The organism is Streptomyces sp. NPDC092369 (assembly GCF_044755245.1).
Lineage (GTDB): Bacteria > Actinomycetota > Actinomycetes > Streptomycetales > Streptomycetaceae > Streptomyces.
In genome coordinates this window covers 19,136-43,038 of the sequence record NZ_JBIVQP010000011.1, presented here as the reverse complement: position 1 = coordinate 43,038, position 23,903 = coordinate 19,136, and the positions used below count along the sequence as shown (strand labels likewise).

20 protein-coding genes and 3 pseudogenes are annotated in these 23,903 nt (G+C 66.4%); 11 read left to right on the top strand and 12 right to left on the bottom strand.

Annotation, left to right across the window (positions count from 1 at the left end):
- Window positions 1-62: 62 nt before the first annotated feature.
- The 4 genes from ACIQI8_RS43375 to ACIQI8_RS43360 all read right to left on the bottom strand — a co-directional run bounded on the left by ACIQI8_RS43375 (window position 63) and on the right by ACIQI8_RS43360 (window position 2,919).
- Window positions 63-365: an NIPSNAP family protein gene (locus tag ACIQI8_RS43375; protein ID WP_402364197.1), complete on the bottom strand. Its 303-nt coding sequence runs from the start codon at window positions 363-365 to the stop codon at window positions 63-65.
- A gap of 74 nt (window positions 366-439) precedes the next feature.
- A complete protein-coding gene (locus tag ACIQI8_RS43370) occupies window positions 440-667 on the bottom strand; it encodes a hypothetical protein (RefSeq protein ID WP_402364194.1) in 228 nt (75 codons plus the stop codon).
- Between the two features lie 9 nt (window positions 668-676).
- Window positions 677-1,255, bottom strand: coding sequence for an SDR family oxidoreductase (locus tag ACIQI8_RS43365; protein ID WP_402364191.1), 579 nt, complete (start codon window positions 1,253-1,255; stop codon window positions 677-679).
- A 44-nt stretch (window positions 1,256-1,299) separates the two neighbouring features.
- Entirely contained in the window at window positions 1,300-2,919 is a 1,620-nt protein-coding gene (locus tag ACIQI8_RS43360; protein WP_402364188.1) for an AMP-binding protein, read from the bottom strand.
- An 89-nt stretch (window positions 2,920-3,008) separates the two neighbouring features.
- On the opposite strand from ACIQI8_RS43360, the gene ACIQI8_RS43355 reads away from it, so the two are divergent.
- Window positions 3,009-3,605 carry a PadR family transcriptional regulator gene (locus ACIQI8_RS43355; protein ID WP_402364185.1) on the top strand — a complete coding sequence of 199 codons (597 nt, stop codon included), beginning with the start codon at window positions 3,009-3,011 and terminating at the stop codon, window positions 3,603-3,605.
- Window positions 3,606-3,655: 50 nt separating this feature from the next.
- Here the strand turns inward: ACIQI8_RS43355 and ACIQI8_RS43350 are convergent, their stop codons facing one another.
- Window positions 3,656-5,110, bottom strand: a complete 1,455-nt coding sequence (locus tag ACIQI8_RS43350) for an MFS transporter (protein ID WP_402364182.1) — start codon at window positions 5,108-5,110, stop codon at window positions 3,656-3,658.
- 650 nt (window positions 5,111-5,760) lie between these two features.
- Between ACIQI8_RS43350 and ACIQI8_RS43345 the strand changes: the two genes are divergently transcribed.
- Window positions 5,761-7,272, top strand: a complete 1,512-nt coding sequence (locus ACIQI8_RS43345; RefSeq protein WP_402364179.1) for a carboxylesterase/lipase family protein — start codon at window positions 5,761-5,763, stop codon at window positions 7,270-7,272.
- Between the two features lie 257 nt (window positions 7,273-7,529).
- On the opposite strand, the pseudogene ACIQI8_RS43340 reads toward ACIQI8_RS43345, so the two are convergent.
- Window positions 7,530-8,370 (bottom strand): annotated as a pseudogene (locus tag ACIQI8_RS43340) (IS5 family transposase).
- A gap of 365 nt (window positions 8,371-8,735) precedes the next feature.
- Between ACIQI8_RS43340 and ACIQI8_RS43335 the strand changes: the two are divergent.
- Window positions 8,736-9,440: an HAD family hydrolase gene (locus ACIQI8_RS43335; protein ID WP_402364176.1), complete on the top strand. Its 705-nt coding sequence runs from the start codon at window positions 8,736-8,738 to the stop codon at window positions 9,438-9,440.
- A 71-nt stretch (window positions 9,441-9,511) separates the two neighbouring features.
- Here ACIQI8_RS43335 and ACIQI8_RS43330 read toward each other — a convergent pair.
- The 4 genes and pseudogenes from ACIQI8_RS43330 to ACIQI8_RS43315 form a co-directional block, all read right to left on the bottom strand.
- Window positions 9,512-10,327: pseudogene (locus tag ACIQI8_RS43330) on the bottom strand (IS5 family transposase).
- A gap of 90 nt (window positions 10,328-10,417) precedes the next feature.
- Complete coding sequence (locus ACIQI8_RS43325; RefSeq protein ID WP_402364173.1) at window positions 10,418-10,726, bottom strand: hypothetical protein; 309 nt, start codon at window positions 10,724-10,726, stop codon at window positions 10,418-10,420.
- 100 nt (window positions 10,727-10,826) lie between these two features.
- The gene (locus ACIQI8_RS43320; RefSeq protein ID WP_402364469.1) at window positions 10,827-11,099 is read right to left on the bottom strand and encodes a DUF6192 family protein; all 273 of its coding nucleotides are present in this window, start codon (window positions 11,097-11,099) and stop codon (window positions 10,827-10,829) included.
- Window positions 11,080-11,552, bottom strand: a pseudogene (locus tag ACIQI8_RS43315) (DUF6192 family protein); the annotation flags it as partial. The pseudogene ACIQI8_RS43315 and the gene ACIQI8_RS43320, both read right to left, overlap by 20 nt.
- A 1,094-nt stretch (window positions 11,553-12,646) precedes the next feature.
- On the opposite strand from ACIQI8_RS43315, the gene ACIQI8_RS43310 reads away from it, so the two are divergent.
- A complete protein-coding gene (locus ACIQI8_RS43310; protein ID WP_402364170.1) occupies window positions 12,647-13,012 on the top strand; it encodes a hypothetical protein in 366 nt (121 codons plus the stop codon).
- A 52-nt stretch (window positions 13,013-13,064) separates the two neighbouring features.
- On the opposite strand, the gene ACIQI8_RS43305 is transcribed toward ACIQI8_RS43310, so the two are convergent.
- Together ACIQI8_RS43305 and ACIQI8_RS43300 are read right to left on the bottom strand one after the other, a co-directional pair.
- The gene (locus ACIQI8_RS43305; protein ID WP_402364167.1) at window positions 13,065-14,342 is read right to left on the bottom strand and encodes a 2-oxo acid dehydrogenase subunit E2; all 1,278 of its coding nucleotides are present in this window, start codon (window positions 14,340-14,342) and stop codon (window positions 13,065-13,067) included.
- Between the two features lie 50 nt (window positions 14,343-14,392).
- Window positions 14,393-16,570 (bottom strand): thiamine pyrophosphate-dependent enzyme, encoded by a 2,178-nt coding sequence (locus ACIQI8_RS43300; protein WP_402364164.1) that lies wholly within the window; start codon window positions 16,568-16,570, stop codon window positions 14,393-14,395.
- Window positions 16,571-16,774: 204 nt separating this feature from the next.
- Between ACIQI8_RS43300 and ACIQI8_RS43295 the strand changes: the two genes are divergently transcribed.
- The 7 genes from ACIQI8_RS43295 to ACIQI8_RS43265 all read left to right on the top strand — a co-directional run bounded on the left by ACIQI8_RS43295 (window position 16,775) and on the right by ACIQI8_RS43265 (window position 23,787).
- Window positions 16,775-18,013 carry an alpha/beta fold hydrolase gene (locus ACIQI8_RS43295; protein ID WP_402364161.1) on the top strand — a complete coding sequence of 413 codons (1,239 nt, stop codon included), beginning with the start codon at window positions 16,775-16,777 and terminating at the stop codon, window positions 18,011-18,013.
- Window positions 18,010-18,549: a VOC family protein gene (locus ACIQI8_RS43290; RefSeq protein WP_402364158.1), complete on the top strand. Its 540-nt coding sequence runs from the start codon at window positions 18,010-18,012 to the stop codon at window positions 18,547-18,549. Before ACIQI8_RS43295 ends, ACIQI8_RS43290 begins: the two co-directional genes overlap by 4 nt.
- The gene (locus tag ACIQI8_RS43285) at window positions 18,546-19,115 is read left to right on the top strand and encodes a VOC family protein (protein ID WP_402364155.1); all 570 of its coding nucleotides are present in this window, start codon (window positions 18,546-18,548) and stop codon (window positions 19,113-19,115) included. The genes ACIQI8_RS43290 and ACIQI8_RS43285 overlap by 4 nt, the downstream gene beginning before the upstream one ends.
- Window positions 19,116-19,122: 7 nt before the next feature.
- Window positions 19,123-19,788 (top strand): GntR family transcriptional regulator, encoded by a 666-nt coding sequence (locus tag ACIQI8_RS43280; RefSeq protein ID WP_401728182.1) that lies wholly within the window; start codon window positions 19,123-19,125, stop codon window positions 19,786-19,788.
- Between the two features lie 426 nt (window positions 19,789-20,214).
- Window positions 20,215-21,177 carry a sugar ABC transporter substrate-binding protein gene (locus ACIQI8_RS43275; RefSeq protein WP_402364152.1) on the top strand — a complete coding sequence of 321 codons (963 nt, stop codon included), beginning with the start codon at window positions 20,215-20,217 and terminating at the stop codon, window positions 21,175-21,177.
- Between the two features lie 2 nt (window positions 21,178-21,179).
- Entirely contained in the window at window positions 21,180-22,730 is a 1,551-nt protein-coding gene (locus ACIQI8_RS43270) for a sugar ABC transporter ATP-binding protein (protein ID WP_402364149.1), read from the top strand.
- 37 nt (window positions 22,731-22,767) lie between these two features.
- Window positions 22,768-23,787, top strand: a complete 1,020-nt coding sequence (locus ACIQI8_RS43265) for an ABC transporter permease (RefSeq protein WP_402364146.1) — start codon at window positions 22,768-22,770, stop codon at window positions 23,785-23,787.
- The last annotated feature ends 116 nt before the right edge of the window (window positions 23,788-23,903 follow it).

The following is a 23,903-nucleotide window of genomic DNA, read 5'->3' as shown; positions in this document are numbered from 1 at the left end:
AGCCGACTTTCATCGCCCACCGCTTGCGCGCAGGGTGGGCGATGGGTACGGCGGGGACCTGGTCAGATGATCGGGCGCAGGAACCGACGCTCGTAGCGCCTGATGCAGCCGGTTCGCCGGGCCAGTTCGAAGGCTTCCTGGCACTCCGGGTCCGTGCTGCTGGCGATGCGGTACGTCTCGTACTCGGCCAGGCTCGGGAAGGAGAAGACCGCGTAGGCGACGTCGCTGTCGCCCTCGCTGGGGAGGAAGTAGCCGTGATGGGTACCGCCGAAGCGGTTGACGAGGGTGATCCATCGGCGCCCGTACTCTTCGAAATCGGCTACACGCTCGGGCTCGATCTCGTAGCGGATGTGCACGCTGATCATTTTCGCTCCGGTACTCGGGGAAACGCGGCCCGAGCGCGGTTGCTCGGGGCGGCGGATGGCGTGGGTACCTGCCTCTATGCCACGAACAGGTCGGGGATCAGGGGTGTCGCGGGATGCAGCCGGTAGTGATCGAAGTCTTGGATGCCCTCTTCCGTCAGCACCTCGTCGTCGAGATAGAAGTTCCCCGTGCACCGCTTGCTCGCGCGGCTGAGGATGGCGTGCGCGGCGTCGGCCATGATGTCGGCGGAGCGGCACCCCTCGGGGTCGACGGCAAGCATGCTGCTGGCAGCTGTTTGGATCATGTACCGAGGTCACAGAGCATTCACCGCGATGCCCTTGGAGCGGAATTCCTGGGCCATGCCCAACACGCACATGCTCATTCCGTACTTGGACATGGTGTAGGCGCAGTGGTCGGCGAACCACTGCTGGTTGAGCTGGAGCGGCGGGGACAGGGTCAGTATGTGAGGGTTGGCCGCTCTCGAGAGGTGCGGAAGAGCGGCCTGCGACGCGGCGTACGTCCCCCGTAGGTTGATGTCGAACATCAAGTCGAAGCGCTTCATGGGTGTGTTGGCGGTGTCCGCGAGAAATAGCGCACTGGCGTTGTTGACGAGGATGTCGATGCCGTCGAAGGCGCGGACGGTCTCCTTCACCGCCTCGGCCAGTTGCTCCTCGTCGCGGATGTCCACAGCGAGCGGCAGCGCTTCTCCGCCGGCATCCCTGATCTCTGTGGCCACCGAGTGGATCGTCCCCGGCAGCTTCGGATGGGGTTCGGCTGTCTTCGCGGCGATCGCGATCCGCGCTCCGTCGGCCGCGGCGCGCAGGGCGATGGCTCGCCCGATCCCCCGACTGCCTCCCGTGATGAAAAGGGTCTTGTCCCTGAGCGAGGTCATTGCGGTTCCTTGGATCTGAGGGTTGGGGGCAAGGCGGCTGGGCTTCAGACCGCGCCGTACCCGTGGACAAGCCGCTCCTTGAGTACGAACTTCTGGATCTTCCCGGAAGCGGTCTGAGGGAACTCCGCGACGAACTCCCACACGTGCGGCACCTTGAACGACGCCAGGTGTTCCCGGCAGTACGTCGACAGTGCCCGGGCGTCCGCGGAGGCGTTCGGGCGCAGGCAGATGAAGGCGGCGACGACCTCGCCCCATTCCTCGTCGGGCAGTCCTATGACGCATGCGCCGGAGACGTCCGGGTGGGCGAACAACACGTCCTCGATCTCGCGGGGGTAGATGTTCTCGCCCCCGCGGATAATCATGTCTTTGAGACGCCCCTGGATCCGGAGGTATCCGTGGGAGTCGAGGGACCCCAGATCGCCGGTGTGGAGCCAGCCCTCCGAGTCGAGTGCGGCGTCCGTGGCCTCGGGATCTTCGTTGTACCCCTGCATCACGCAGACACTGCGAGTACAGACCTCGCCGACCTCGTCCAGCGGCAGCGTGCTGCCGTGGACCGGATGCGCGATCTTCACCTCGATCTGCGGCAGGGGCCTGCCCACCGTCTCCCACCACTGCGGGTGAGGATCGTCGGGCCGGGTGTGGGTGATGTACGGCGAGGTCTCCGTCTGTCCGAAGCCGATCCCTACCCCCACGCCGAGTTCCCGCTCGGCACGGCGCACCAGCTCCGGCGGTACGGGTGCGCCGCCCAGGGTCGCGAGCCGCCAGGAGGACACGTCGCGTGGAGTTGACGCCTGCTCGTCGAGCATACGAATGAGCATGGTGGGCACGCTGAGCAGAACTGTGCCGTGTTCGGCGGCGAACAGGTCGAGCATGACGCCGGCGTCGAAACCGGCCGGTAGCACGTGGGTGCCACCGGTCTGCAGAGCTCCCAGGGTGACCAGACCGCACCCTGCGGTGTGGAAGAGCGGCATGGGGTTGATCCACACGTCGTCGGACCCGGCGCCGATCGCATGCGCGTAGAGGCGTCCGTTGTTGGCCAGCCCCCGATGGGTCAAAAGCGCGCCTTTCGGGAATCCGGTCGTGCCGGACGTGTACTGGATCTGCGCCGTGTCTCCGGGCCGAACGTAGGGCAACGGACCGTCCTGCGCACCGCTCCGGACGAAGCTGTGCCACTCGTCGAGCGAGATCACTTCACAGGGCCACGGCAACTCCTTGCACGCGGCGGCAGCGGCGTGCAACAGGTCGCGAGAACGGTGCTCGGGCTGTACGACGATGCCGCGCGCTTTCGACTGACGCAGGACGTACTCGAGCTCTGAGCTGCGGTAAGCGGGATTCACCGTCACGAGAGTGAGGCCGGCGAGCGCGGCTCCGAATTCCAGTAGGACCCACTCGGGGCAGTTGGCCGCCCAGACGGCGAGACGGTCACCGGGCGAGAAGCGTGTGAGCAGAGCGTGCGCCACCCGCTTGGCGTCTCTCTCAAGGCCCTCGAACGTCCAGCGGCGGCCGTCCTGCTGCGAGGCCCCGTCGACTAGGGCGGTGCGTCGGGCCCAGTGGGCCGCCGCGAGGCTCAGGGCCCGCCCGATGGTGTGGTCAAGTACCTCGACGGACTGCTCTGCGGGCCAGTACGACGAAGTGATCGGTTGGTGCCTGTCATCGAAGCTCATGACATCTCCCTCGCTGCCAAGACCCGTGAACTCGCGCGAGCGAGTTGGTACCATAGTCCGAAACGTACGATCCGAAACGGACTATGTCAATGAACGTCGACCCCGGTGATCCGCTGCCACACGCACTGTCTGCGGGCGAGGACGAGCCCGCGACGAGGCTGAGCGCCACGTCGTATCTGGTCCTGGGGCTCATCGGGCTTCGTGGACCCTCGACGCCCTACGACCTGAAACGGGCGGCCGGCCGCTCTATCAGCTACTTCTGGCCCTTTCCGCACTCGCAGCTCTACAGCGAGCCGAAGCGGCTGGCCGCATCCGGACTGCTCGCTCAGCAAGGTGAGGAGGGCGGACGCCGCCGCCTGCTCTACAGCCTGACGGACAGTGGGCGGGCCGCTCTCGAACACTGGCTGCGCACAGCGCCGCAGGAGATCTTCGAGATGCGGGACACAGCTGTCATGCAGTTGTTCTTCAGTGAGTTCCTGTCCACTGAGGAACTCGAGGCGCTCGCACGGCAACAGATCGATCTGTACCGGGAGCGCCTCGCTGTGTACGCCGACATCCTCAGGACGCGATCGGAAGAGGGGAGGGAGCGGCGCATGGCGCCCCTGCGCCTGGGCATCGCGCTCGCCGAAACCTATGTGGCGTTCTGGCAGGACATTGCCGAGAACCCACCACCGGGGGCGCGCTGAGCGCCCCCGGCCGCGGATCCTCGATCCAGCCTGCGTCTGTCAAAGGGTGCTCACACCTCGTCGGGTAGGTGCGGCTTCGGTATGAACAGGGAGAGGAGCAGCGCGAGTGCCACGAACGCGGCGAGGGTGACATAGGCCTGCTGGTAGCCCGCGTCGCGATAGAAGGCGGTGCCCTTCACCACTACGGAGTGCTGCCCCATGACCGTGTAGATCACCTGGGCTGCCACGGCGGTCATCAGACCTACCAGCATGAGCGACATGCCGCTGGCCACTCCTTGTTCGCGGGCGGAAACGGCTCCTACGACCAGGATGGGCACGCTGGCGTAGATCATGCCCATACCCATGGCAGCCACAACCCCGGTGACGATGATCTGCGTTTCGTCGTGGTGGTGGAAGGCCTGGAGCAGCATGCCGACGACGGTCAGGGCCAGGCCGAGAAGCCAGGGCAGCCGTGGGTCGACACGCCGCGAGGCGAGTCCCGCGGCCATGCCGGCCAGGAAGAGGACGATGCCCGCCGGCAGTCCGATGAGGGCGCTGTGCATGGCCGTCCAGCCCAGCCCGTCCGAGACCTTCGGAATGCGGGGGTACAGAGGGATGACCACGGTCATGATGGCGGCGGCGGTGAACGCCGTCCCTTGCGCCAGCGAAGTGGCCACAAGAACGGTGCTCACCCTACGGCGCATGAGCATCCGTACATCCAGCATGGGATGCTCGACGGCCCGTTCCACCAGGACGAAAGCGACGCGGCTCGCCAGAGCTCCGGCGATCAGCCCCAGGATTCGGGCATCCGTCCAACCCCACACGGCGCCCTGGCCGATGGCGTAGATGAGGGCGCTGATGCTGCCCCCCAGAAGCAGGCCGCCCCACCAGTCGAACGGCTCGCCGCGGCTACGGCGCGGCGTCTCGGGGAGGAAGAGGTACACGAGGACGAGGGCCACAGCTGTCACGGCGGTGACGAACCACAGTGCGCCCCGGAAGCCGAAATCGTCCATCAGCCAGCCGGCGATCACCGGGCACACGGCGACAACCGCTCCGAGAGTGGCACCGATGACGCCGCTGGCCTGACCGACCTTGCGCGGGGGTAGGACGTCGCGGGCGGTCGCGAAGACCAGCGCCGCCATAGGGGCGTAGCAGGCGGCGACGGCACGCCCGGCCAGGAGGGTGCCGTAGGTGGAGGCGAGCGCGGTGATCACGTCGCCCAGCAGGCCGAGGGTGATGAGAACGAGCATGGTGCGCCGCTTGCCGAAGATGTCGCCGAACCTGACGGCGAACGGTGTGAGCAGAGTGCCGACGAGGCTGTATACGAGTCCGAACCATGCGATGTGCGCAGTATGGAAGTGCTGTGCCACATCGGCTTGGGCGAAGGCCGTGATGACGCTGGAGGCGCTGAGGACCTGGGCGGGCCACAGCAGGGCTAGAAAGAGCCCTCTGCGTGGTCGTGCCCCGGTCGGTGAGGCGTCGGAAAGTGGCTCCGGCCCTGCCTGCGGTGCTGGAGTGTGAACCATGGCGTGTCCTCTCGGGAACGCTGCGGGGTACGACGGGGCGTGCGGAATCACACGCCCCGCGGCCTTGTCGATGACTCGACGACCAGAGCGGGATGCAGAACGCGGGGGAGGACATGGGCCTGTCGTGGGCAGGTGGACTCCCTGCTCCTGACGGCCCTTCGGCGGACGCATTGCCGCGGCTTGGGTGAGGAGTGCGGGTGGGGGCCGCCCGTGGCGCGGTGAATGGAGTGCATACCCAGCCGCGGTTACGGCTAATGGATCCATCTGGTGCCGGGCCAGATGACTGATCGAGAGCTAGGGTTCCCTCAACTGCCCATTACGATTAACCTTGGTTTGCCAGCGCGTCAAGATCTGTGCATATGGATCCATTGATTGTTTCCGGTGGTGTCGGACCTCCACTTCGGCGCCGCATGCCCACACCACGACGAGGCTGCTGGACCTTGGACCCCGAACACTTGTCGGTCATCTCCACTCATCGCACCCTCTGCGGGCCGGCGACAGTCTGTATCCGTCGCGCCGACTGCCGACCATGAGCTGTGCCTTCCGCGCATCAATTGGGCGGAGGCGCGTTCGGATTTGGAGGCAGGAGCCATGTGCCCGGCGGCCGTACCGCCACATTCAGGAGCTGAGACATGAGTAACTTTCCCGTCGTGCGCACGGCCGATGGAGCCCTGCGCGGCACGTCCGACGGTGCCGTCAGCGTTTTCAGGGGAATCCCGTACGCGCAGCCGCCGACCGGGAGTCGGCGCTTCGGCGCTCCCGTCCCTGCCGAGCGCTGGGACGGGACGCGGGACGCCATGGAGTTCGGGCCCGCGGTGTCCCAGTTCCTGCCCTGGCAGGGGCCGGCCCAGGCAAGCCAGGACGACAGCGGCGTCGGAGCTCTCACACTGAACGTGTGGACGCCCGATCCCGGCGCGGCCGGGCTCCCCGTCCTGGTCTGGCTCCACGGAGGTGCCTATCTGATCGGTACTGGCGCCGACCCCGGCTGCAACGGCAGCCACCTCGCCGCGGAGAACGGCGTCGTGGTCGTCACCCTCAACTATCGGCTCGGTGCGGAAGGCTTCGCTCGCCTGGAGGGTGCACCCGACAACCGGGGACTGCTCGATCAGATCACCGCCCTCATGTGGGTCCGGCGCAATATCAAAGCCTTCGGGGGCGACCCCGACCAGGTGACTGCGTTTGGAGGGTCCGCCGGCGCGAATGCCCTTGCCGCGCTCCTGGTCATGCCGACAGCCCGGGACCTGTTTCGCCGCGCCGTATTGATGAGTCCCGCGGTCAGCTACCTCACTCCGGAACTGGCCGAGACGATCTCGGGGCAGGTGGCCGCGGACCTGGGCTGCAAACCGGTGGCCGACGATTTCGCACGCAGGTCACCGCAGGACGTGGCCCGGACCGACTTCGAGCTCCAGGCTCGGCATGGCGTCTACGCGCAGACGTGGGGGCAGATGGCGCTGATGCCGACCATCTACTCGCCGGTCGTCGACGGCGATTCCCTGCCCGCCGACCCCTTCACGGCCCTTGCGGCTGGGACCGCGGCCGGTATTGATCTGTTGTGCGGCTACAACCGCGACGAGTACCGGTTCTTCCAGCTCCTGGCCGGCCCTCCGACACCCGGCGAAGAATCCACCGGTCCGGGCGAGCCCGAACTGGACCGCGCCCTGGAGCTTTTGGGTCCCTCCGGCGCTCTGGCCGCATACCGCGCGGCCCACCCCGGACTGGACGCGGGCGCTCTCTACGAACTGGTGATGTCCGACTGGACCTTCCGCATGCCTGTGGTGCGCCTGGCCGAGCAGCAGGCCGCAGCAGGGGGAAGCGCCCACCTCTACGAGTTGGCGCACCCGATCTCGTCGGCGGGCGATGCGACGCCCCACGGAGCCGAAGCGCCCCTCGTCTTCGGGGCTGTTGGCAGCGAACTCGACCGAATGTTCTATCCGCAGGGGTTCTCGCCCTATGAAGAGAAGCTCAGCGCGCACGTCCGGCAGGCACTCACGGATTTCGCTCGCAGTGGTCGGCCCGGTTGGCACGCCTTCGACAACGAGCAGCGGACCACCCGTGTCTGGGGTGATCCGGAACAGGGGCTGGCTGTGGACCGGGCGCTGCCGATCAAGTCCTCCCACGACATCTGGGCATCGGTCGCTTTCGGAACCTTGGACCTGCCGTAGAGCCTGTCGTCAGGGCGCCGAACACTCCCTGTGGGGCAGGGGAGATGACCTGTGTCGACGGTCTCTGAACGTGAACCCGTTCGCGGCGCTGCCACCCCACTGCCGACTGCTGTCCGCGAACCCGAGATGAACCTGAGCTCCGCTTGGGCGGTGGCAGAGCCGCGGTGGCAGAGCCGCGGTGGGGTGACGCGTCGCGCTCATCCTAAGAGGGCGTTTTCTCCCGTTGTTTCATCCTGGATTGCGGGGTTGATGGCGGTTTAGGTGCCGCGCCAGGTCGGGGTGGATTCCGCGGTGAGGCGGCGGGTCATGAGGTTGATCATTGCGAGGTGGATTATGGCTTCGGAGCGATGCGGTTTGGCCTCGTAATCGCGGGCCAGTCGGCGGTGGTTCATCAGCCAGCCCAGGGTTCGTTCGACGGTCCAGCGTCGGGGCAGGACCGTGAATCCCCTGGTGGCGGGTTCGCGGCGGACGATGTGCAGGTCGATGCCGAGGGTCGCCGCATGTTCGACAAGGTGCTGACGGTAGCCGCCGTCGACCCAGGCCTTGCGGACAGTGGGATGCTCGGCGGCGACCTTCTCGATGAGGGCCTGGCCGGCGACGGAGTCCTGCACGCTGGCTGCGCTGACGAGGACTCCGAGGAGGAGTCCGACGGTGTCGATGACGATGCTCCGCTTGCGGCCCACGATCTTCTTGCCAGCGTCGATACCCTGCCCGGCGGCGGGGCACGTTGGTGGATGTCTTGATGCTCTGGGAGTCGATGACGCAGGCGGTCGGTTCTTCCTCGCGGCCTTCCCGCCTGCGGACTTGACGGCGCAGGAGGGCGTTGAGCTGGTCGAAGACGCCCTCTTCCTGCCAGCGGGCGAAGTAGGCATAGACGGTGTTCCAGTGTGGATAGCCGTGCGGCAGATAACGCCACGGGATCCCGGTCCGGTTCACGTAGAGGACAGCGTCGAGCAGACTGCGCAGGTCGTGGTCCGGCGGGCGGCCGATGTCCAGGCCGCGGCCGCGGCGCTCGGACCGCCAGGCCGTCAGGACTGGTTCGACCAACTCCCACCGGGCATCGGAGAGATCACTCGGGTAACGGCGGCGTTCAGGCATGATCCGGGACTACCCATCAGGCCTGGGCGCTCGTGCCGGCGCTCGAGGCATACGGCGCGTAACTGGCGCCTTGGGATGAAACAGGAGCAGGCAGACCAAGACGCCCAGTCGATCGCCTCTCTCGTAACCAAGGCCCCATCAAGCCCATCGACCCTACTCGACCGGACACCAATACCTGTCCAGAACACTGCAAAAAAGATGAAACACTCTAAGTGGGTGTTTTTGGACCGGCAGGGGTCCGTCGTCCACCGACAACCTCATGGCCTTGACCTTGTCCGAAGGTGAAGGTCGACAGTGTGCAGGGCAACCAGGTCAGCAGACCAAGTGGGCCCGGCCTGGTCGGAGACTGGATGAGGAGACCCTGAATGGAATCGCGCTGCGTCATTCTCGACATCGGTGGAGTTCTGGAGATCACGCCCCGGACAGGGTGGCTGGATCAATGGGACGAGCGGCTCGGACTACCGGTGGGAAGCGCGGACCAGCGGCTCGACGATGTCTGGCGAGCCGGGGCTGTCGGGACAATCAGCGAGATAGAAGTGCGGGCGGAGGTCGGTGCCCGGCTCGGCCTTGATGCCATGCAGGTCGAGTCCTTCATGGCCGATCTGTGGACTGAGTATCTGGGGACGCCGAACGTGGAGCTCATCGAGTATGTGCGAGGGCTGCGATCCCACTGTCGGCTCGGCATCCTCAGCAACAGCTTCGTGGGAGCGCGTGAACTGGAGACAGCGATGTACCAGTTCAACGAACTGGTCGAACAGATCCTCTACTCCCACGAAATCGGCGTCTGCAAGCCCGACCCGCGGGCCTTCGAAATGACGTGTGCCCGTCTGGAAGTACGCGCGGAGGACTGTCTCTTCATCGATGACTACAACGTCAACGTCGAGGCTGCCCGCGCGGCAGGAATGCAGGCTCACCTGTTCGAGGGCAACGAGCAGACTTTCGCCCGCATCGCAGCTCACCTCGGTGCACCTTCACTCGACAACCCTCATGAGGCCCTCAGCAGGCCTGAGCCTGCCCGGCACGTACCCCCGCCTGAGCAAGACGGCAGGAATCGGTTCCAGCCTCGATGATGTTGCCGCCGGAGGTGAGCGGGTCGACGCACGGAGTTGCGGGAGAGGACGCAGAGTCGTCCTAGGTCGGCTCAACTGGCGGGCTCCGGCTTCTTCGTCCAGCTGTGGGCAGGCTTCTTCCTCGTGAGCCGCCTGCCGCCCATGAGGGTGATGAGTGCCCAGTTCAGGTGGGCTTCGCTGTGCTGGGGAAGGCGTTCGTAGTCACGAGCGTTGCGGCGGGCGTTCATGATCTATCCCAGGGTGCGCTCGACGCGCCAGCGGCGCGGGAGGACTACGAATCCCTTGGCGCCTTTGGGGCGGGAGACGGTTTTGAGGGTGATGTGGAGGAAGTCCTCGGCCCAGGTGACGAGCTGGCCGACGTAGGCGGCGTCGGCCCAGACCTGGGTGATCTGCGGGTGCGTGAGGCGAAGGCGCCAGAGCAGTTCGCGGGCGGCGTCGCGGTCCTGCATGTCGGCGGGCGTCACCATGATCATCACAGGGACACCCTTTGTGTCGACCACGAGATGTCTCTTGCGCCCGTTGATCAATTTCGCGGGGTCGAAGCCTCGCGTGGTCCGGCTCACCGTGGAGGCGCCCTTGACCGACTGCGAGTCGCTGATCAGCGTGACCGGGTAGGCGCATCGTGCTAGGCCGGTGCGCAGCCGGCGGCGGAGCTGGTCACGGATGTAGGTGACCACGCCGCGGTGGTTCCATCGGGCGAAAAACTCGTAAACCGTCTCCCACGGAGGGTAGTCGGAGGGCAGAGCGTGCCACTTCGCGCCGTTGTCGACGATGTATCGGATCGCGTCGATGATCTGCCGTCGGGGCCATTTCTCGGGGTGTCCGCCGGTCTTGGTCTGGCAGGCCGGGACGGGCAGGAGCGGTTCGAGAAGGGCCCACTCGACGATCGTGGTGTCGGAGGGATAACGGCGCGGGCGGACAGGGCTCGGCGTGGCGGACTCGTCGGGAAGCTGAAGAAGGGAGGGAGTGGACGGGGGTTACTTCGAGAGCTGCGCGAGGGTCGCGGACACCCCGGTGAGCTGGGCGGCCACCAGCTGGGCCCATTCGTCGTCGGGGCAGCGAGCCAGGTGCGGGGCGAGCGTGCCCGTGATCATCCGGGTGTGGCGGCCGAGGACTTGCGCGAGCGGTTTCTTCTCGTGCTCAATCCAGTCCGCGGGGCCGTCGGAGAACATGTAGCCGGCCTTGCGCCGCCAGATGATGGGGGCGAGGTTCTCCGCGGCGCCGACGTCGCGGAGGTGCCGGATTCCGCGCTGGACCTGGGACTTCTTCAATCGGGTGGCGGCCACTAGCTGGAGGGTGTGCAGGCCGTCTGGCTTCCATCAGCGCGACGCGGACCAGGTCGCCGTAGTGCTCATCCAGCGGCTGGCCGGTGCGACGGGCCATCGTCTACTCGCCCTTGAGGAGCTGGGCCAGCTGCTCGTCGAGGGTGAACTCGCCGTTGTCGAGGGCTCCTTCGAGCCAGTCCGCCGCCGCGCGGACCCGGCCGATCTGCCGCCTCACCGTCTCGCGCTCGTCGTTGGTGAACTCCTGCCCGCGCAGCTGGGGGACGAGTCGGCCGAGAGTGGCAACGAAGCTGCGGGCAGGAGCCGACCAGGTCGAGGTACTCGATGGTGTGCTCGATCTTGCGGACGGCCGGGGTGGTCTCCCTGATCCGTTCACGCGTTTCCTCCGAGTTGTCGAACTGGGCCCGGTTGACCAGCATGCGGGCCGTACGGTCCCGCATCACCGTCCGGGCCACCGTCGGCCGACGCAGCAGACTGGTAGTCAGCTCTTGAGCGACGCTGTCATCCCTCGTCAGCTCGGTGACGACCCGCATCTTCTCCGCAGGCGTGACGTGCTCGGTGACCGCGGGCCGGGTAAACAGTCCGGCGCCACCTGGGCGGCGACCTCATCGTCGCGGGTCAGGTCGGCGACGGCCTGGACCTTCGCGTCGACCGTCACGGGACGCTCGACCCGCTGGCCGACGACCCGCTTGGCGCCGTCCGGCGTCCACTGCCGGGCTCCGGCACGTGGGTTGCAAGGGGCGTCCTCGATCGCCGCCCACCGCTCGCCCTCGTCGACGACCGAGGCCAGGATGCGGTGGACAGTGAACGACACGCCCTCCTTGCGCATCTCCTTCGGCCACCGGTTGGCGGTGTAGCGCCAGTCCTCCACAGTTCGGCGTTCCCCCCCGATGTCGTCGGCGAACATCTGCAGCGACTCCGTCACGGTGAACAGGTCCTCCGTGCCGTTCGGCATCGACCCGCCCACTGCCCTCATGGGCTCGATCTCCAGCGCCATGTCGCCCAAGGCGAATTGCGCGCGGGCGACCTGCGCGATCAGGTCTTTGGGCTGGGTGACGTGCTGTTCGTAACGCTGCCGGGTGACGTTCCCGATCCGGTCGGTCATGATGGTCACCGCCTTGTCCTGGGGCGGGCCCGGTCACCCACACGTGGCCGAGGAAGGCAGCCGGTCCCGGTCACCATTCACGGTGGCGCGGGCGCGACACGTGGAGGCAGCGCGTGAATCGGGGGCGCTCGAAGCACGCACCATCTGCCCTCAACTTGCCTGCGAAACAAGGTGGGTTGGTGGTGACAGCGAGGCGTTCTCCTACGCCCTTTCCGTAACGCCGTTCCGCGACGCCTGCTGTTGCCGGCAGGCCCGCACCCGGCAGCGGTCCGAGCAGTACACCGCCGAGGCTGAGGGTTCCACACCCACCGTCCCCGAACGGCCGCACACCGGGCACTCCGCGAGCTCACCCCACTGCATCGCGATCACGACACCGGCAGCATGCCACCACGCTCCCGGCAGTACCGCCGAGTCCCCCCGCCATCCGCCACGAACCAGATCATCCAGCCGTACGCACCTCACGACCAGAGTTCAAAAACACTAAGGAGATGAAGCAATGGCGAAGGTCTCTTTACGTACTAGCGCCGTAGTGGCAGCGCTCGGTGCCATGGCGGGAAGCGCTCTCACAGACAGCAGTCCTGCTGACGACATGGCTCCCGCCGCAACATTGCGGGCAGGCGCGGAATACAGACTCCAGGCATCCACTGCGGGAGACGAGATCATGGTGCAGCTCGTTGCCGAGCTGGGGGAGCCGCGGCACTTCTGCCTGGACATCCCGGGGTATCCCAGCTCCGGAGACATCGAACCACCGTGAAGCGGCCTGGCCGTTGGAAGCGCATACCTGCAAGACCGGGCTGCCCGAGTCCGGGATCATCACCATGGATCAGCGCATATCCCGCTCATCTCTGACCGGGGAGCCAGGAAAGATCCTTTACACGCGACTCAACGCCTGCCTGGAAGTGGTCGCCATCGGCGCGCAGACCGAGGTGCACGAAGACGCGTCCAGCGTGGCCGAGGACTGCACAGGTGCTGCCCCGCAGCAGGTGGCCATGACCGCATCCGGCAAGATCAAGGCGGTACTGGACTCGTCGAAGCGCCTGACCATCGGCAACGAGGCATTCGAGGCAGGGGACCGGGCATCGGGAGAGCCCTGGTATCGCCGAGCTCTCATCTTCAGCACATGCACGAAGGCTGACGCCTCGCGGCAGACATGGAAGACCACCGCAGCGCCGGCCTCGTCCTGAGCACCCCCCTGCTCCGTCCCTTTGCCGTGGCCAGGGGCGGAGCAGGGGTCTTTCAGACCAGTAGTCGAACGGGCTTCTCGACGCTCTCCCGCAGGGCGGCGAACCATCGGGCCGCCAAGGCACCGTCCACAGGCCGGTGGTCGGCCGAGAGGGTCAGCGTCATGACGTCCGCCGCCTCCAGATTGCCGTCCTCGGCGACTACAGGGGTCCGTGTAGTCGTGCCCACGGCCAGGATGGCGGCCTGCGGCGGATTGATGATCGCGCTGAACTCCTCGACTCCGTACATACCGAGATTGCTGATGGTGATCGACCCACCTTCCAGGTCGCTCTGGCGCAAGGCGCCGTGGCGGGCCTGCTCGCTGAAGGCGCGTACCTGGGCGGAGATGGCCGACAGAGAGAGTGACTCGACCGCCCGCAGCACAGGTGTGACCAGCCCGCCCTCGGTGGCGATGGCGACCGAGACGTCCACGGTGTGGAAACGGTGGACCGCGTCAGACGTCCAGATGACGTTCATTTCGGGTACCTGGGCGTGAGCCTTGGCAATGGCCTTGATGAGAAGGTCGTTGACCGAGATCTTCACGTCGCCGTCCGCGTTGACCTGCTGGCGGAGGGCGAGAAGCTCACCGACGCGGATCTGTCCCTTGACGTAGAAGTGAGGAGCAGTCTGCTTGCTCTCTGCCAGTCGGCCGGCGATGGCCCGCCGGATCCGCGAGTGCGGAACCACTTCGAACGCCGCACCGACACTGGGGGGCGTCGAACGGGAAACGGAAGGGGGTAGGGAGGGGGCAGCAGGAGTTGGATCGTCAGCGGTGGGGGCGGGCTGCGGGGGCCGGTTGGTGATGGCGGCGTTGACGTCGTCGCGGACGACTCGGCCGCCCGGACCGGTTCCCTGGATGGTACCGATGTCGATTCCCGCTTCACGAGCCAACCTGCGCGCCAACGGGCTGGAGAAGATGCGTCCGTTGGCAGGGAGTGCGGTGTCCGATGACGCGGTGGATTCGGTGGTCGGCTCGGCTTCGGGAACCTCTCGCCGGACGGCTGGTTTGGCCTCCGTCGGCCCCGCGATGCCCAGTCCCGCGAGAAGGTCGTTGAGGTCCCCCACCTCCTCGCCTGGCGCGCCGATCACCGCGATAGGGCTGCCGACCTCGACCTCGGTACCGGTGGGAACGAGCGCCTTGATCAAAGTCCCGTCCGCGGTTGCGGGAACGTCCACCTCGGCCTTGTCGGTCTCGACGATCATGAGTGCGTCACCCGCGTGGAACGATGCCCCCTCGGGCACCGGCCAGCCGGACAGGACCGCTGCTGTCGAACCGGCTGCGACCTCCGGCATGCGGAGTAGCTCAGCCATGGTTTCCTCCGTGTTGCGTAGATGTCGGCGGTTCAGCGACCGGTGATCTTCTTGAGCTCTGTGGCGACCTCGTCGGTCTGGGCGATGGCGGCGCGCTCCAGCACCTTGCTGATGCTCGGGGACGCCTCGCCTCCGGTGACGCGCTGGACAGGCTGGTCCAGCCAGTCGAAGAAGCGGCGTTGGATCTCGTCCGCGAGCCACCCGCCGTAGGACGTGCCGACAGCTCCCTGCTCGGCGATAAGGACGTTGTTGGTCTTGCGGATGCTCGCGCCGATGGTCTCCCAGTCGATGCTCGCCCGGTCCAGCCAGCGCAGGTCGATCACCTCGGTGTCGACGTCGCTGCTCTCCACCGCTTCCAGGACGTGGTTCGTCATGGCCAGGTAGGTCAGCACGGTGAGGTCCGAACCCTCGCGCCGTACCGCGGCCTTGCCCACGGGCAGGCAGAAGTCCAGGTCGTCCGCCGGGACCTCGCCCGCGGTCGTGTAAAGGTCCACGTGTTCCAGGACTACGACTGGATCGTTGCAGCGCAGCGCGCTGTTCATCAATCCGATGTAGTCGAAGGGTGTCGACGGCGCGACGATGCGCCAGCCCGGAGCGGTGGCGAAGATCCCAGCCGGGTCCATCGAGTGCTGGGAGCCGTATCCGGTGCCCATGGCGACCTTGCTGCGCAGGACGAGGGGCACGTCGCTGGTTCCCCCGAACATGTGGCGGGCCTTGCCGATCTGGTTGAACAGCTGGTCTGCGGCCACCCACATGAAATCGGCGTACATGAACTCCACCACGGGCCGGTACCGCCCTTCGAGCGCGACACCGCCGGCCAGGCCGGCGAACGCGTTCTCGCTGATCGGCGTTCCCAGGACGCGTCCTGGGAACGCTTCGGCGAGGCCGCGGGTGGCGCCGTTCGTACCGCCCTTGAGGCGGTGGACGTCCTCCCCGAGCACGATGATCCGTCCGTCCTCGGCCATGCGCCGTCCCATGACCTCAGCCACGGCGTCGATGAATTTGCGCTCCTCCAACTTGCCCTTGAAGGAGGGGAGATCGGCGGTCCGCACCCCGTCGAACTCACTGAGGTCTCCGCGAATACCCACGTCCCGGAAATCGGGGTCAGGCCACAGCTTCGCCTTGATCTGCTGCTGGCCGGGCTTGCCGTCGGGTTTCGCTTCGAGAAGCTCGCTCGCGACGGCCTCCACCTCGGCCTTGGCGCGCGCTGTGCACTCAGCCAGTTCCGTCTCGGTGAAGATGTCCCGGCGGACCAGATGGGACGTGAGGAGTGCCAGAGGGTCGCGGTCCCGCCACTCCTTCTCCTCCTGCTTGCTGCGGTAACCGAAGGCACTGCCGGGGAACGGGCCGTTCTGGTGGAAGTAGCGGTAGACATCTGCCTCGACGACCGTGGGGCCATGGCCCGCCCTCATGTGGGCGACCGCTTCGCCGGTCGCCAGGTACACAGCGAGTGGATCCATCCCGTCGACGCGCCAGCTGGGGATGTTGAAGCCCAACCCGCGTGCGGACAGTCGCGGTTCGGCGGTGACCTCGTCCACGTGGGTGGAGACGGCGTACTGGTTGTTCTCGATGAAGAAGCACACGGGGAGCCGCCACGCCCCGGCGAGGTTGAGGGTCTCCAGAACAGATCCGATGTTGACAGCGCCATCACCGAAGTAGGAGACGGAGACGTCGTCCGTGCCGGCGTGCCGGGCCGACCATGCGAACCCGGCAGCCTGGGGGACCCCCCCTCCCACGATGGCGTTGGTGCCCATGGCCCCGGCCTCGCGCCACTGGAGGTGCATGGATCCGCCGCGCCCGCGGCAGAACCCGTCGGCGAGACCGCAGATCTCCGACAGGCTGCGGGAGAGCACCGTGCGTACCGCCTCGGACAGAGGAGCCCGCAGGTCGATCCCGTCGGGAGCCACGTAGCCGAGCGCCTTGGCAAGGAACTGGTGGTGCCCACGGTGCGAGCCGTTGATGTAGTCACTGCCGGTGAGAGTGAGCACCGAGCCGACAGCGCCGCCTTCCTGGCCGATGCTGGAGTGGGCGGGTCCGTGCACCAGTCCCTGCGACGCGAGCGAGAGGACGTACTCCTCGAAGGTCCTGATGAGGAGCGTCTGGGCGAACATCGAGGTCAGCAGTGCTGGATCGGCCGCGTCCCAGTCCTTCCGCGTTGCGACGACCTCGACCCAGGGGGCGGCTGGGCTGAGCTTCTTGTGTGTGGGCACGAACGCCTCCAGGACAGGAGCACATGGCTCGGCCGGGCTCGAACACCCAGCCCTTGCGGTGTTTCACCGTCCCGCCGAATGGATCCATAATCAAGGTCAGGTTATCATTATGTTACTTAAGCATTGCAGGGCAAGGCATTGACTAGGCACGTTAAGAGAGTGATGGTCTGCGTTGAGAGAGCATGGATCCAATGGAGGATGGTCATGTCAAAGACAACGAGTGGCCCGGGCGACCTCAAGGAGTTCGAGCAGGACTCCTGGTGGGAGGCGGTACGAGCCGAACTCAACGCCGACACCCAGTGGACGGAGGCGGCCAAGTACTTCCCCGCTCGCATCGAGCTCCGCAGTGACCACACCTCCTGGACGGTGGACACTCGCGACGGCCGGGCCATCTCCGTGCGACCGGGACCCCATCCGCAGGGCGCCGACATCACGGTCGTCGCTCCGGACGAGGAATGGCGCCGAGTGATCGACGGGCGGACCGACTGGTTCGAGGGCACATCGCCGGGCCTCGGCCGCATCACGGTGGAGGGCGACGGCATCTCCGCCATGCGCAACGTCAAGGCGATGTGGCGTCTGCTCGGCGCACTGTCCACGGCCGGCAAACCTGCGGCCCAACCGGGTCCGTACTCTCCCGACCCGGAGACCGGCCGACACACCGCACTCACCGGACGGTACATCGAGGTCAACGGCCTGCGGACGTACTACGAGGAGGCCGGCGAGGGCGTTCCGATCGTCTGCATCCACGCGGCGGGTCAGGACACCCTGATGTACCGCCACGTCGTGGAGGGACTGTCGGACGAATTCCGCGTCATCTCCCTCGACGCACCCGGCCACGGCAAGACCCTCGAACCGGACGAGGGCGCTTTTCGTGACATCAGTGACCACGCCGACTTCAACGAGGCGTTCATCGACGCCCTGGGCCTGGAGAACCCGGCCATCGTGGGGTGCTCGATGGGCGGCAACATGGTCCTCGAACTGGCATCCCGACGGCCGGACTTCTACCGCGCGATCATCTCGGCGGAGGGCTCCGACTACACGCCGACCGTCAGCGACACGCTGCTGGAGATGTTGCTGCTGAACGGAGCGCAGATCCTGGAGGGCTGGTCCCGCTCCATGACCGGCCATCGCACTCCTCCCGACCGGGCGCGTGAGGTCGTGTGGCAACTGCGCCGCGTCTGTCCGGAGGTGATCGCCGCGGACCTCACCGGCTACGCGGGATTCGACCGGCGTGATCAGGTGGGTCGAATCGAGAGCCCGGTGCTGTTGCTCCGGGGTGACGCCGACTGGCTGGTCCCTCAGGAGATGGTCGAGCAGGTCGCCGGCCGTATCCCCGGGAGCCGCATCGCGGTGCTGGAGGGTACCGGCCATTACCCCATGATCGAGAATCCCGTCGAGTTCAACCGGGCGGTGCGCGACTTCGTGAAGGAGACTCTGCGATGAGCGGCCTCCCGGCCGGCCTGCCGGGTCCCGGAGTGTTGCCCGCGCCCCTGGCCGGACTGCCGGTGGCCCAGGTCGGCATCCTCGTGCCGGACCTGGCGGCAGGCATGGCCACGTGGTCGGCGATCCTGGGGTCCGACGACTGGCTCGTGTACACCTATGGGCCCGACAGTGTTCCTCGGCTGACCTACCGCGGTGGGCCGGGCACGTTCAGGATGCGGGTCGCTCTCATCGGGAACGCCCCGCAGGTGGAACTGATCGAGTCGCTGGACGGGCCGAGCATCTACACGGAGTGGATCAGTGAGCACGGCTATGGCCTTCACCATCTGGGCTTCCGCGTTCCGTCCGCGCAGACGGCGATCAATGAGGTGACCGCGAGCGGTGTCGGTCTGCTGCAGTCCGGCAGCGGATACGGGCAGGACGGCGACGGCGGGTTCGCCTACTTCGACACTCAGGCCAGTGTCGGCCTGATCATCGAGGCGATCGAGGTCCCCAGGCATCGCAGGCCATCCGAGCCACTGCCCCGGGGCCTGCGATGACGGCGGTCGCCCCGCGAGGCCTGCCGGGACTGGCGGGCGTCGAGCATATTGGCTTCACGGTGCCCGATCTGGAAGCGGCCACGGCTTTCTTCACCGAGGTCATCGGATGCGAACTGGTCTACACCTTGGGGCCCTTCCAGTCCGACGGCAGCTGGATGACCGACCATCTCAACGTCCACCCGCGAGCAGTGATGGACCGCCTGGCTTTCTTCCGCTGTGCCAACGGCCCCAACTTCGAGGTTTTCCAGTACGAATCCCCGGACCAGCATCCCGTCCCGCCGCGCAACAGCGACATAGGTGGCCATCACCTGGCCTTCTACGTCCAGGACCTGGATGCCGCCGTTGCCCACTTGCGGTCTCACTGGGTGACGGTGCTGGGGGAGCCCACCGACAGCACCGGGCCGAGCAAGGGGCAGCGGTGGGTGTACTTCCTCGCCCCCTGGGGCATGCAGCTGGAACTCGTCTCCTTCCCCGACGGCAAGGCGTATGAAGGAGCACTTGATCAGAGTGAACGGCAAGGGGTGAGATTGTGGCAACCTGAGATGCCGGATCAGTCGCCACGTTAGGAAGATCATGCCCGCAGGCCTCGACGGATCGTCCTCGGTCGCCAGTCAGAGGGTCGCCGACACCCTGCGCAAACAAATTCTCGGCGGGGAGTTGCGCCCCGGTGCGAGGATCATGCAGGAAGAGGTCGCCACGTCCTTCGGCTCCAGCCGGCTGCCGGTCCGTGAGGCTCTGCGGATCCTGGAGTCCGAGGGCCTGGTCGTCCTCAAAGCGAACAGTGGGGCGTGGGTCTCCAAAATGGACCTCGCCGAATGCCAGGCGACATACAAGTTGAGGGAGCGGGTGGAACCCCTGGCCCTCAGTGAGTCGATGCCGAACCTCACCTCGGACGACTTCACGCGACTTGACGAGATCCAGCGTGAGATCGAGGCGAACAATGATGTCGACCATTTCCTCAGCCTCGACAGAGAGCTCCACCTGATCACCTATTCAGGCTGCAGCGTTGAACAGCTCCTTACGATGGTTCGGCGATTCTGGAACACCACCCAGCATTACCGGCGCGCATACGCCCACCTCATTGATCCGACCGGGCGTGAGCTGATCAATTTCGAGCATCGGCTGATCATAGAGGCGATCAAGCGGGGCGATCCCGTCGACGCCGAACGTTTTCTGGCAGGACACATTCGCCGTACGCGGCTCGCGCTCTCGCGTCATCCGGAGCTGTTCGTCGATTGATGACACCCATCGGCTGACAAAACTGCGTCTACTTCCAGGCGGGCTGTAGGGACAGCCCGCCGTTTTCGCATGCCCTGGTGAGCTCCTGCGGCGGCTGGCGACACCGATGACATGGCGCCAATATGGATCCATGGAGTTGATCATGTTACTTAATCGTAATGTTGGTGAATCCTTCGTGCCTGTTGACGTGGGTTGATTCTGGAGAGATTCTCGGAATCGTCAAAGGGTCTTCACAGATGGATCCATTTGGGTCGCCTCGACACGGAGGGGATCCCCTTCACCAGCGTTGTCGCTCATGGCTCACCCGGCTTCGGCGACGAGAACGCGCCCGCCCGGACTTTCACCCGGGACTTACCCGCAGGCCGCGGAGTTCCTGCTCGTGCCGTTGCGTACGCCAACTCCGCCGCCTTTCCGAAGGAGCGCGCCGTGAAACGCCGCATAACTGTCGCCACGACCCTCGTCTTCTCCAGTGTCCTGACCGCCGCTCTTGCCGGCTGCAATGCCGGAGCGACCGGCACAGGGAAGGGAGGGGCCAAGACGGTCGGACTGATCCGGTTCTCCGGGTCGGACGTCTATGCCAACAGTGCCCTCGACGCCATTGCCTCCTATGGCAAGAGCAAGGGCTGGAAGGTGACGGAGGTGGACGCGAATGGCAGCGTCGACTCCGCCAACACGGCCCTGACCAATTTGGCCACCAAGGGCGTCGACGCGATCGCCATCTCTGTGTTCCCCACTGACGCCCTGGCATCGGGAGTCGCCTCGGCACAGTCCGCGGGCATCCCTGTGGCGAACTGGGGAGGCGGCCTCGGCCCGGGCGTGCCCATCGCCGCGGACGTTTCCATCGGGGAGCCGATGGCGAAGCGGGTGATGAACGACCTCGGCAGCACGGGTGCGCTGCTGGCCCTCGGCTACCGTCCCGGACTGCCTTGCCAGCGCCGTGAGAAGGCCCTCGACGACGCTGTGGCAAAGACGGACATCAAGGTGGACGCCCAGCAGATCACGATCCCGGGCCAGGTTGAGTCGGCGGACAAGGCGACCCAGGCCTGGGCGCAGGCGCACCCCAAGGGCGGCAAGCTCGCCGTGTGGGCCTGTTTCGACGACCCGGCCACGGGTGCCGCCGCTGCCCTCCAGCAGCTCGGCCGTACCGATGTCAGCACCTACGGTCTCAACGGCACTGCGGAGGCATTGTCCCTGGTGAAGGCAGGGAAGCTGACCGCGACCGAGTGGATCGACGGGCCGTCCCAGGGGCGCGAGATAGCCCAGTTGCTGGAGAAGTACTGGGCCGCTCCCGACGACTTCAAGCCGGTTGAGATCGACGGCAACTACAAGATCGTCGACAAGTCCAATGTCGACGCCTTCCTCGCTGAACACCCCGAGCTGAGGAAGTAGTCATGACAACAGCAGCGGCGGCCCCCGGTGCGGGCGAGCCGGCACCACCTGCCCAGGTGGAACCTCTCCTCCGGGTTGAGGGTCTCGCGAAGTCCTACGGCGCCATCCGCGCCCTCCGTGGCATCGACATCGCCTTCCGGCGCGGCGAGATCCACGGGCTCGTCGGAGCGAACGGCGCCGGCAAGTCCACGTTGATCCGCTGTCTGGCCGGCCTTGAGCAGCCCGACGCGGGCGACGTCCTCGTCGACGGCCAGGTCACCCGCATCCACGGCCCCGCCGACGCGGCGGCCCTGGGACTCGCTTTCATCCACCAGGAGTTGAACCTGGTGAAGTCCTTCACCGGGTCGCAGAACATCATGCTCGGCAGTCACGAGGGTTCGATGTTGAGCCCGCGACGATTCAGCGGCGTACCCGACGCGGTGCTGCGCGTCGCCCGCCGGGTCGGTATCGACTTCCGGCTCGACATTCCGGTCTCCGAACTGACTGTTCACCAGCAATGGCTCGTCACCATCGCGCGGGCTCTGGTCGAAGACCGTGCCCTCATCGCCATGGACGAGCCGACCGCCTCACTGGATGGCCAGGAGGCGGCCAAGCTCCTGGAGGTCGCCCGAGAGCTGGCCGCCTCCGGTGTGGCTGTGGTGTTCATCAGCCACCGGCTCGATGAAGTGACGGACGTGTGCGACCGGGTCACCGCCTTCAAGGACGGATCGGTGTCCCTGGCTCTACCGCGGAGGGAGGTCACACGCGAAGCGGTCGTGCGTGCCATCGTCGGTCATGAGGTCACGCCCGGCGCCGGGGCCACGGCGTTCGAGCCGACCGAGCACACCAAGGTCGCCCTGAGTCTTCAGGACGTAAGCCGTGGCCGGACAGTCCGTGGCGTCTCCCTCACCCTTCACGAGGGCGAGGTCGTCGGCATCGCCGGCCTGGTCGGCTCCGGACGTACGGAGCTGGCACGGCTGATCTTCGGTGCCGACCGCCCGGACGGCGGCACGATGGTGCTGGACGGCAAGCCCTACCGGCCCCGCTCCATCACCCAGGCCATTGACCGGGGCGTTGCCTATGTCCCCGAGGAACGGCGGTCGGAGGCGCTCTTCCTCACGCATTCGGTGGAGGACAACCTCCACATCACGGTGTGGGATCGCTGGCGCGTTCGCAAGTGGCTGCCGTTCATCCGGCCTCGCTTGTCCCGGGCCGGGGCGAACGACACCTGCCGCGCTCTTGGGATCAAGACAACGGATGCCCGCAGACCCGTCGTCGGCCTCAGCGGTGGCAATCAGCAGAAGGTCGTCATGGGCCGTTGGCTGGCCACCGATCCGAAGATCCTGATCCTGGACGAACCTACCCGGGGCGTGGACGTGGGCGCTCGCGCCGACATCTACGCACGGATCCGTGAGGCGAACGAGTCCGGATCAGCCGTCCTCGTCATCTCCTCGGAATTCGAAGAGCTCCTCGAATGCAGTCGCGTACTCGTCATGGCTGAAGGCCACATCGTCGGCGAGCTGACCTCGGACGCGATCACCGTCCCCAACATGCTGCACCTCTGCTACGCGTGATCCGCGTCGCGCGATCGAGAAACTGGAGAACCCCGCCATGGAAGGCACCATCGAACAAGCCGCGAAGGCGTCGGCTGCGCAGGGGGCCGCACCGGGCAACGCACAGCGCATTCTGCTCCTGACCGGCAGGTACGGAACCCCCGGCGTCCTCGTACTTCTCCTGATCGGCTTCAGCGCGGCCAGCCCGGCCTTCCTGACCGGTCAGAATCTCCTGAACGTCCTCAATCAGAGCGCCACCTTGGCCATCGTCGCCGGGGGACTCACCCTGCCACTGGTGGCGGGCAAGTTCGACCTCAGCTTTGCCTCAGTGGTGAGCCTCTCCGGCATCCTCGCGGTCGGCTTCCTGGAGCGCAGTGGACTGCCCTGGTTCGCCGCCATGCTGCTCGCCCTGGCGGCCGCCGGAGTCATCGGGTTGGTCAACGGCCTGCTCGTCGCACAGCTGCGCATCGACCCGATCGTCGCCACCCTGGGCACCAGCACCATGCTCCTGGGTATCAACTACGCCTACTCCAACGGCACACCCATCACCCTCAAACCCGGTCCCTTCACGGACATCGCGCGTGCGTCGGTACTGGGTGTCCCCGCACCGATCATCCTCACCGCGGTAGTTCTCGGCGGCCTGTGGGTCGCCCTGAACTTCACGCTGCTCGGGCACCACATGCAAGCGGTGGGCACCAACCAGGTGGCCGCGCGCATGGCCGGTGTTCGGGTTGCGCGCATCACCGTGATCGCCTTCGTGATCTGCGGCGTGTGCGCGGGGCTGGCGGGCGTCCTGCTGTCGGCACGGATCGGCAGCGGACAGGTGACTGCCGGCGACGGCTATCTGCTGAACGCTTTCGCGGCGGTCTTCCTGGGTGCGTCCGTACTCAGGGACGGTGACTTCCACATCCTGGGCACGCTCGTGGGCGTCCTCATCGTCACCGTCACCTTCAACGGACTGTCCTTGCTCGGTGCCCAGTCCTACGTCCAGTTCCTTTTCCAGGGCGGGATCCTGGTGGCCGCTACCGCCCTTAGCAGCACCAGTCGACGCATGCTGCTCGCCTCGACACGGCGCTGACCGGGCGCGCCGACTCGCCACCGGTGGTCCTGTCCACCTGCCGATCACGACCATCACTCCTCCGTGTGGATCCATTCCTGAATCTGTCCTCTACATCTTGTGAGAAGCGGCAGGTT

Coding starts and splice junctions, on each gene's coding strand:
- ACIQI8_RS43290 (WP_402364158.1), top strand. CDS start 18,010: ATGAGCGGCCTCCCGGCCGGCCTGCCGGGTCCCGGAGTGTTGCCCGCG.
- ACIQI8_RS43365 (WP_402364191.1), bottom strand. CDS start 1,255: ATGACCTCGCTCAGGGACAAGACCCTTTTCATCACGGGAGGCAGTCGG.
- ACIQI8_RS43335 (WP_402364176.1), top strand. CDS start 8,736: ATGGAATCGCGCTGCGTCATTCTCGACATCGGTGGAGTTCTGGAGATC.
- ACIQI8_RS43285 (WP_402364155.1), top strand. CDS start 18,546: ATGACGGCGGTCGCCCCGCGAGGCCTGCCGGGACTGGCGGGCGTCGAG.
- ACIQI8_RS43360 (WP_402364188.1), bottom strand. CDS start 2,919: ATGAGCTTCGATGACAGGCACCAACCGATCACTTCGTCGTACTGGCCC.
- ACIQI8_RS43265 (WP_402364146.1), top strand. CDS start 22,768: ATGGAAGGCACCATCGAACAAGCCGCGAAGGCGTCGGCTGCGCAGGGG.
- ACIQI8_RS43280 (WP_401728182.1), top strand. CDS start 19,123: ATGCCCGCAGGCCTCGACGGATCGTCCTCGGTCGCCAGTCAGAGGGTC.
- ACIQI8_RS43295 (WP_402364161.1), top strand. CDS start 16,775: ATGTCAAAGACAACGAGTGGCCCGGGCGACCTCAAGGAGTTCGAGCAG.
- ACIQI8_RS43305 (WP_402364167.1), bottom strand. CDS start 14,342: ATGCCGGAGGTCGCAGCCGGTTCGACAGCAGCGGTCCTGTCCGGCTGG.
- ACIQI8_RS43370 (WP_402364194.1), bottom strand. CDS start 667: ATGATCCAAACAGCTGCCAGCAGCATGCTTGCCGTCGACCCCGAGGGG.
- ACIQI8_RS43270 (WP_402364149.1), top strand. CDS start 21,180: ATGACAACAGCAGCGGCGGCCCCCGGTGCGGGCGAGCCGGCACCACCT.
- ACIQI8_RS43375 (WP_402364197.1), bottom strand. CDS start 365: ATGATCAGCGTGCACATCCGCTACGAGATCGAGCCCGAGCGTGTAGCC.
- ACIQI8_RS43310 (WP_402364170.1), top strand. CDS start 12,647: ATGGATCAGCGCATATCCCGCTCATCTCTGACCGGGGAGCCAGGAAAG.
- ACIQI8_RS43355 (WP_402364185.1), top strand. CDS start 3,009: ATGAACGTCGACCCCGGTGATCCGCTGCCACACGCACTGTCTGCGGGC.
- ACIQI8_RS43350 (WP_402364182.1), bottom strand. CDS start 5,110: ATGGTTCACACTCCAGCACCGCAGGCAGGGCCGGAGCCACTTTCCGAC.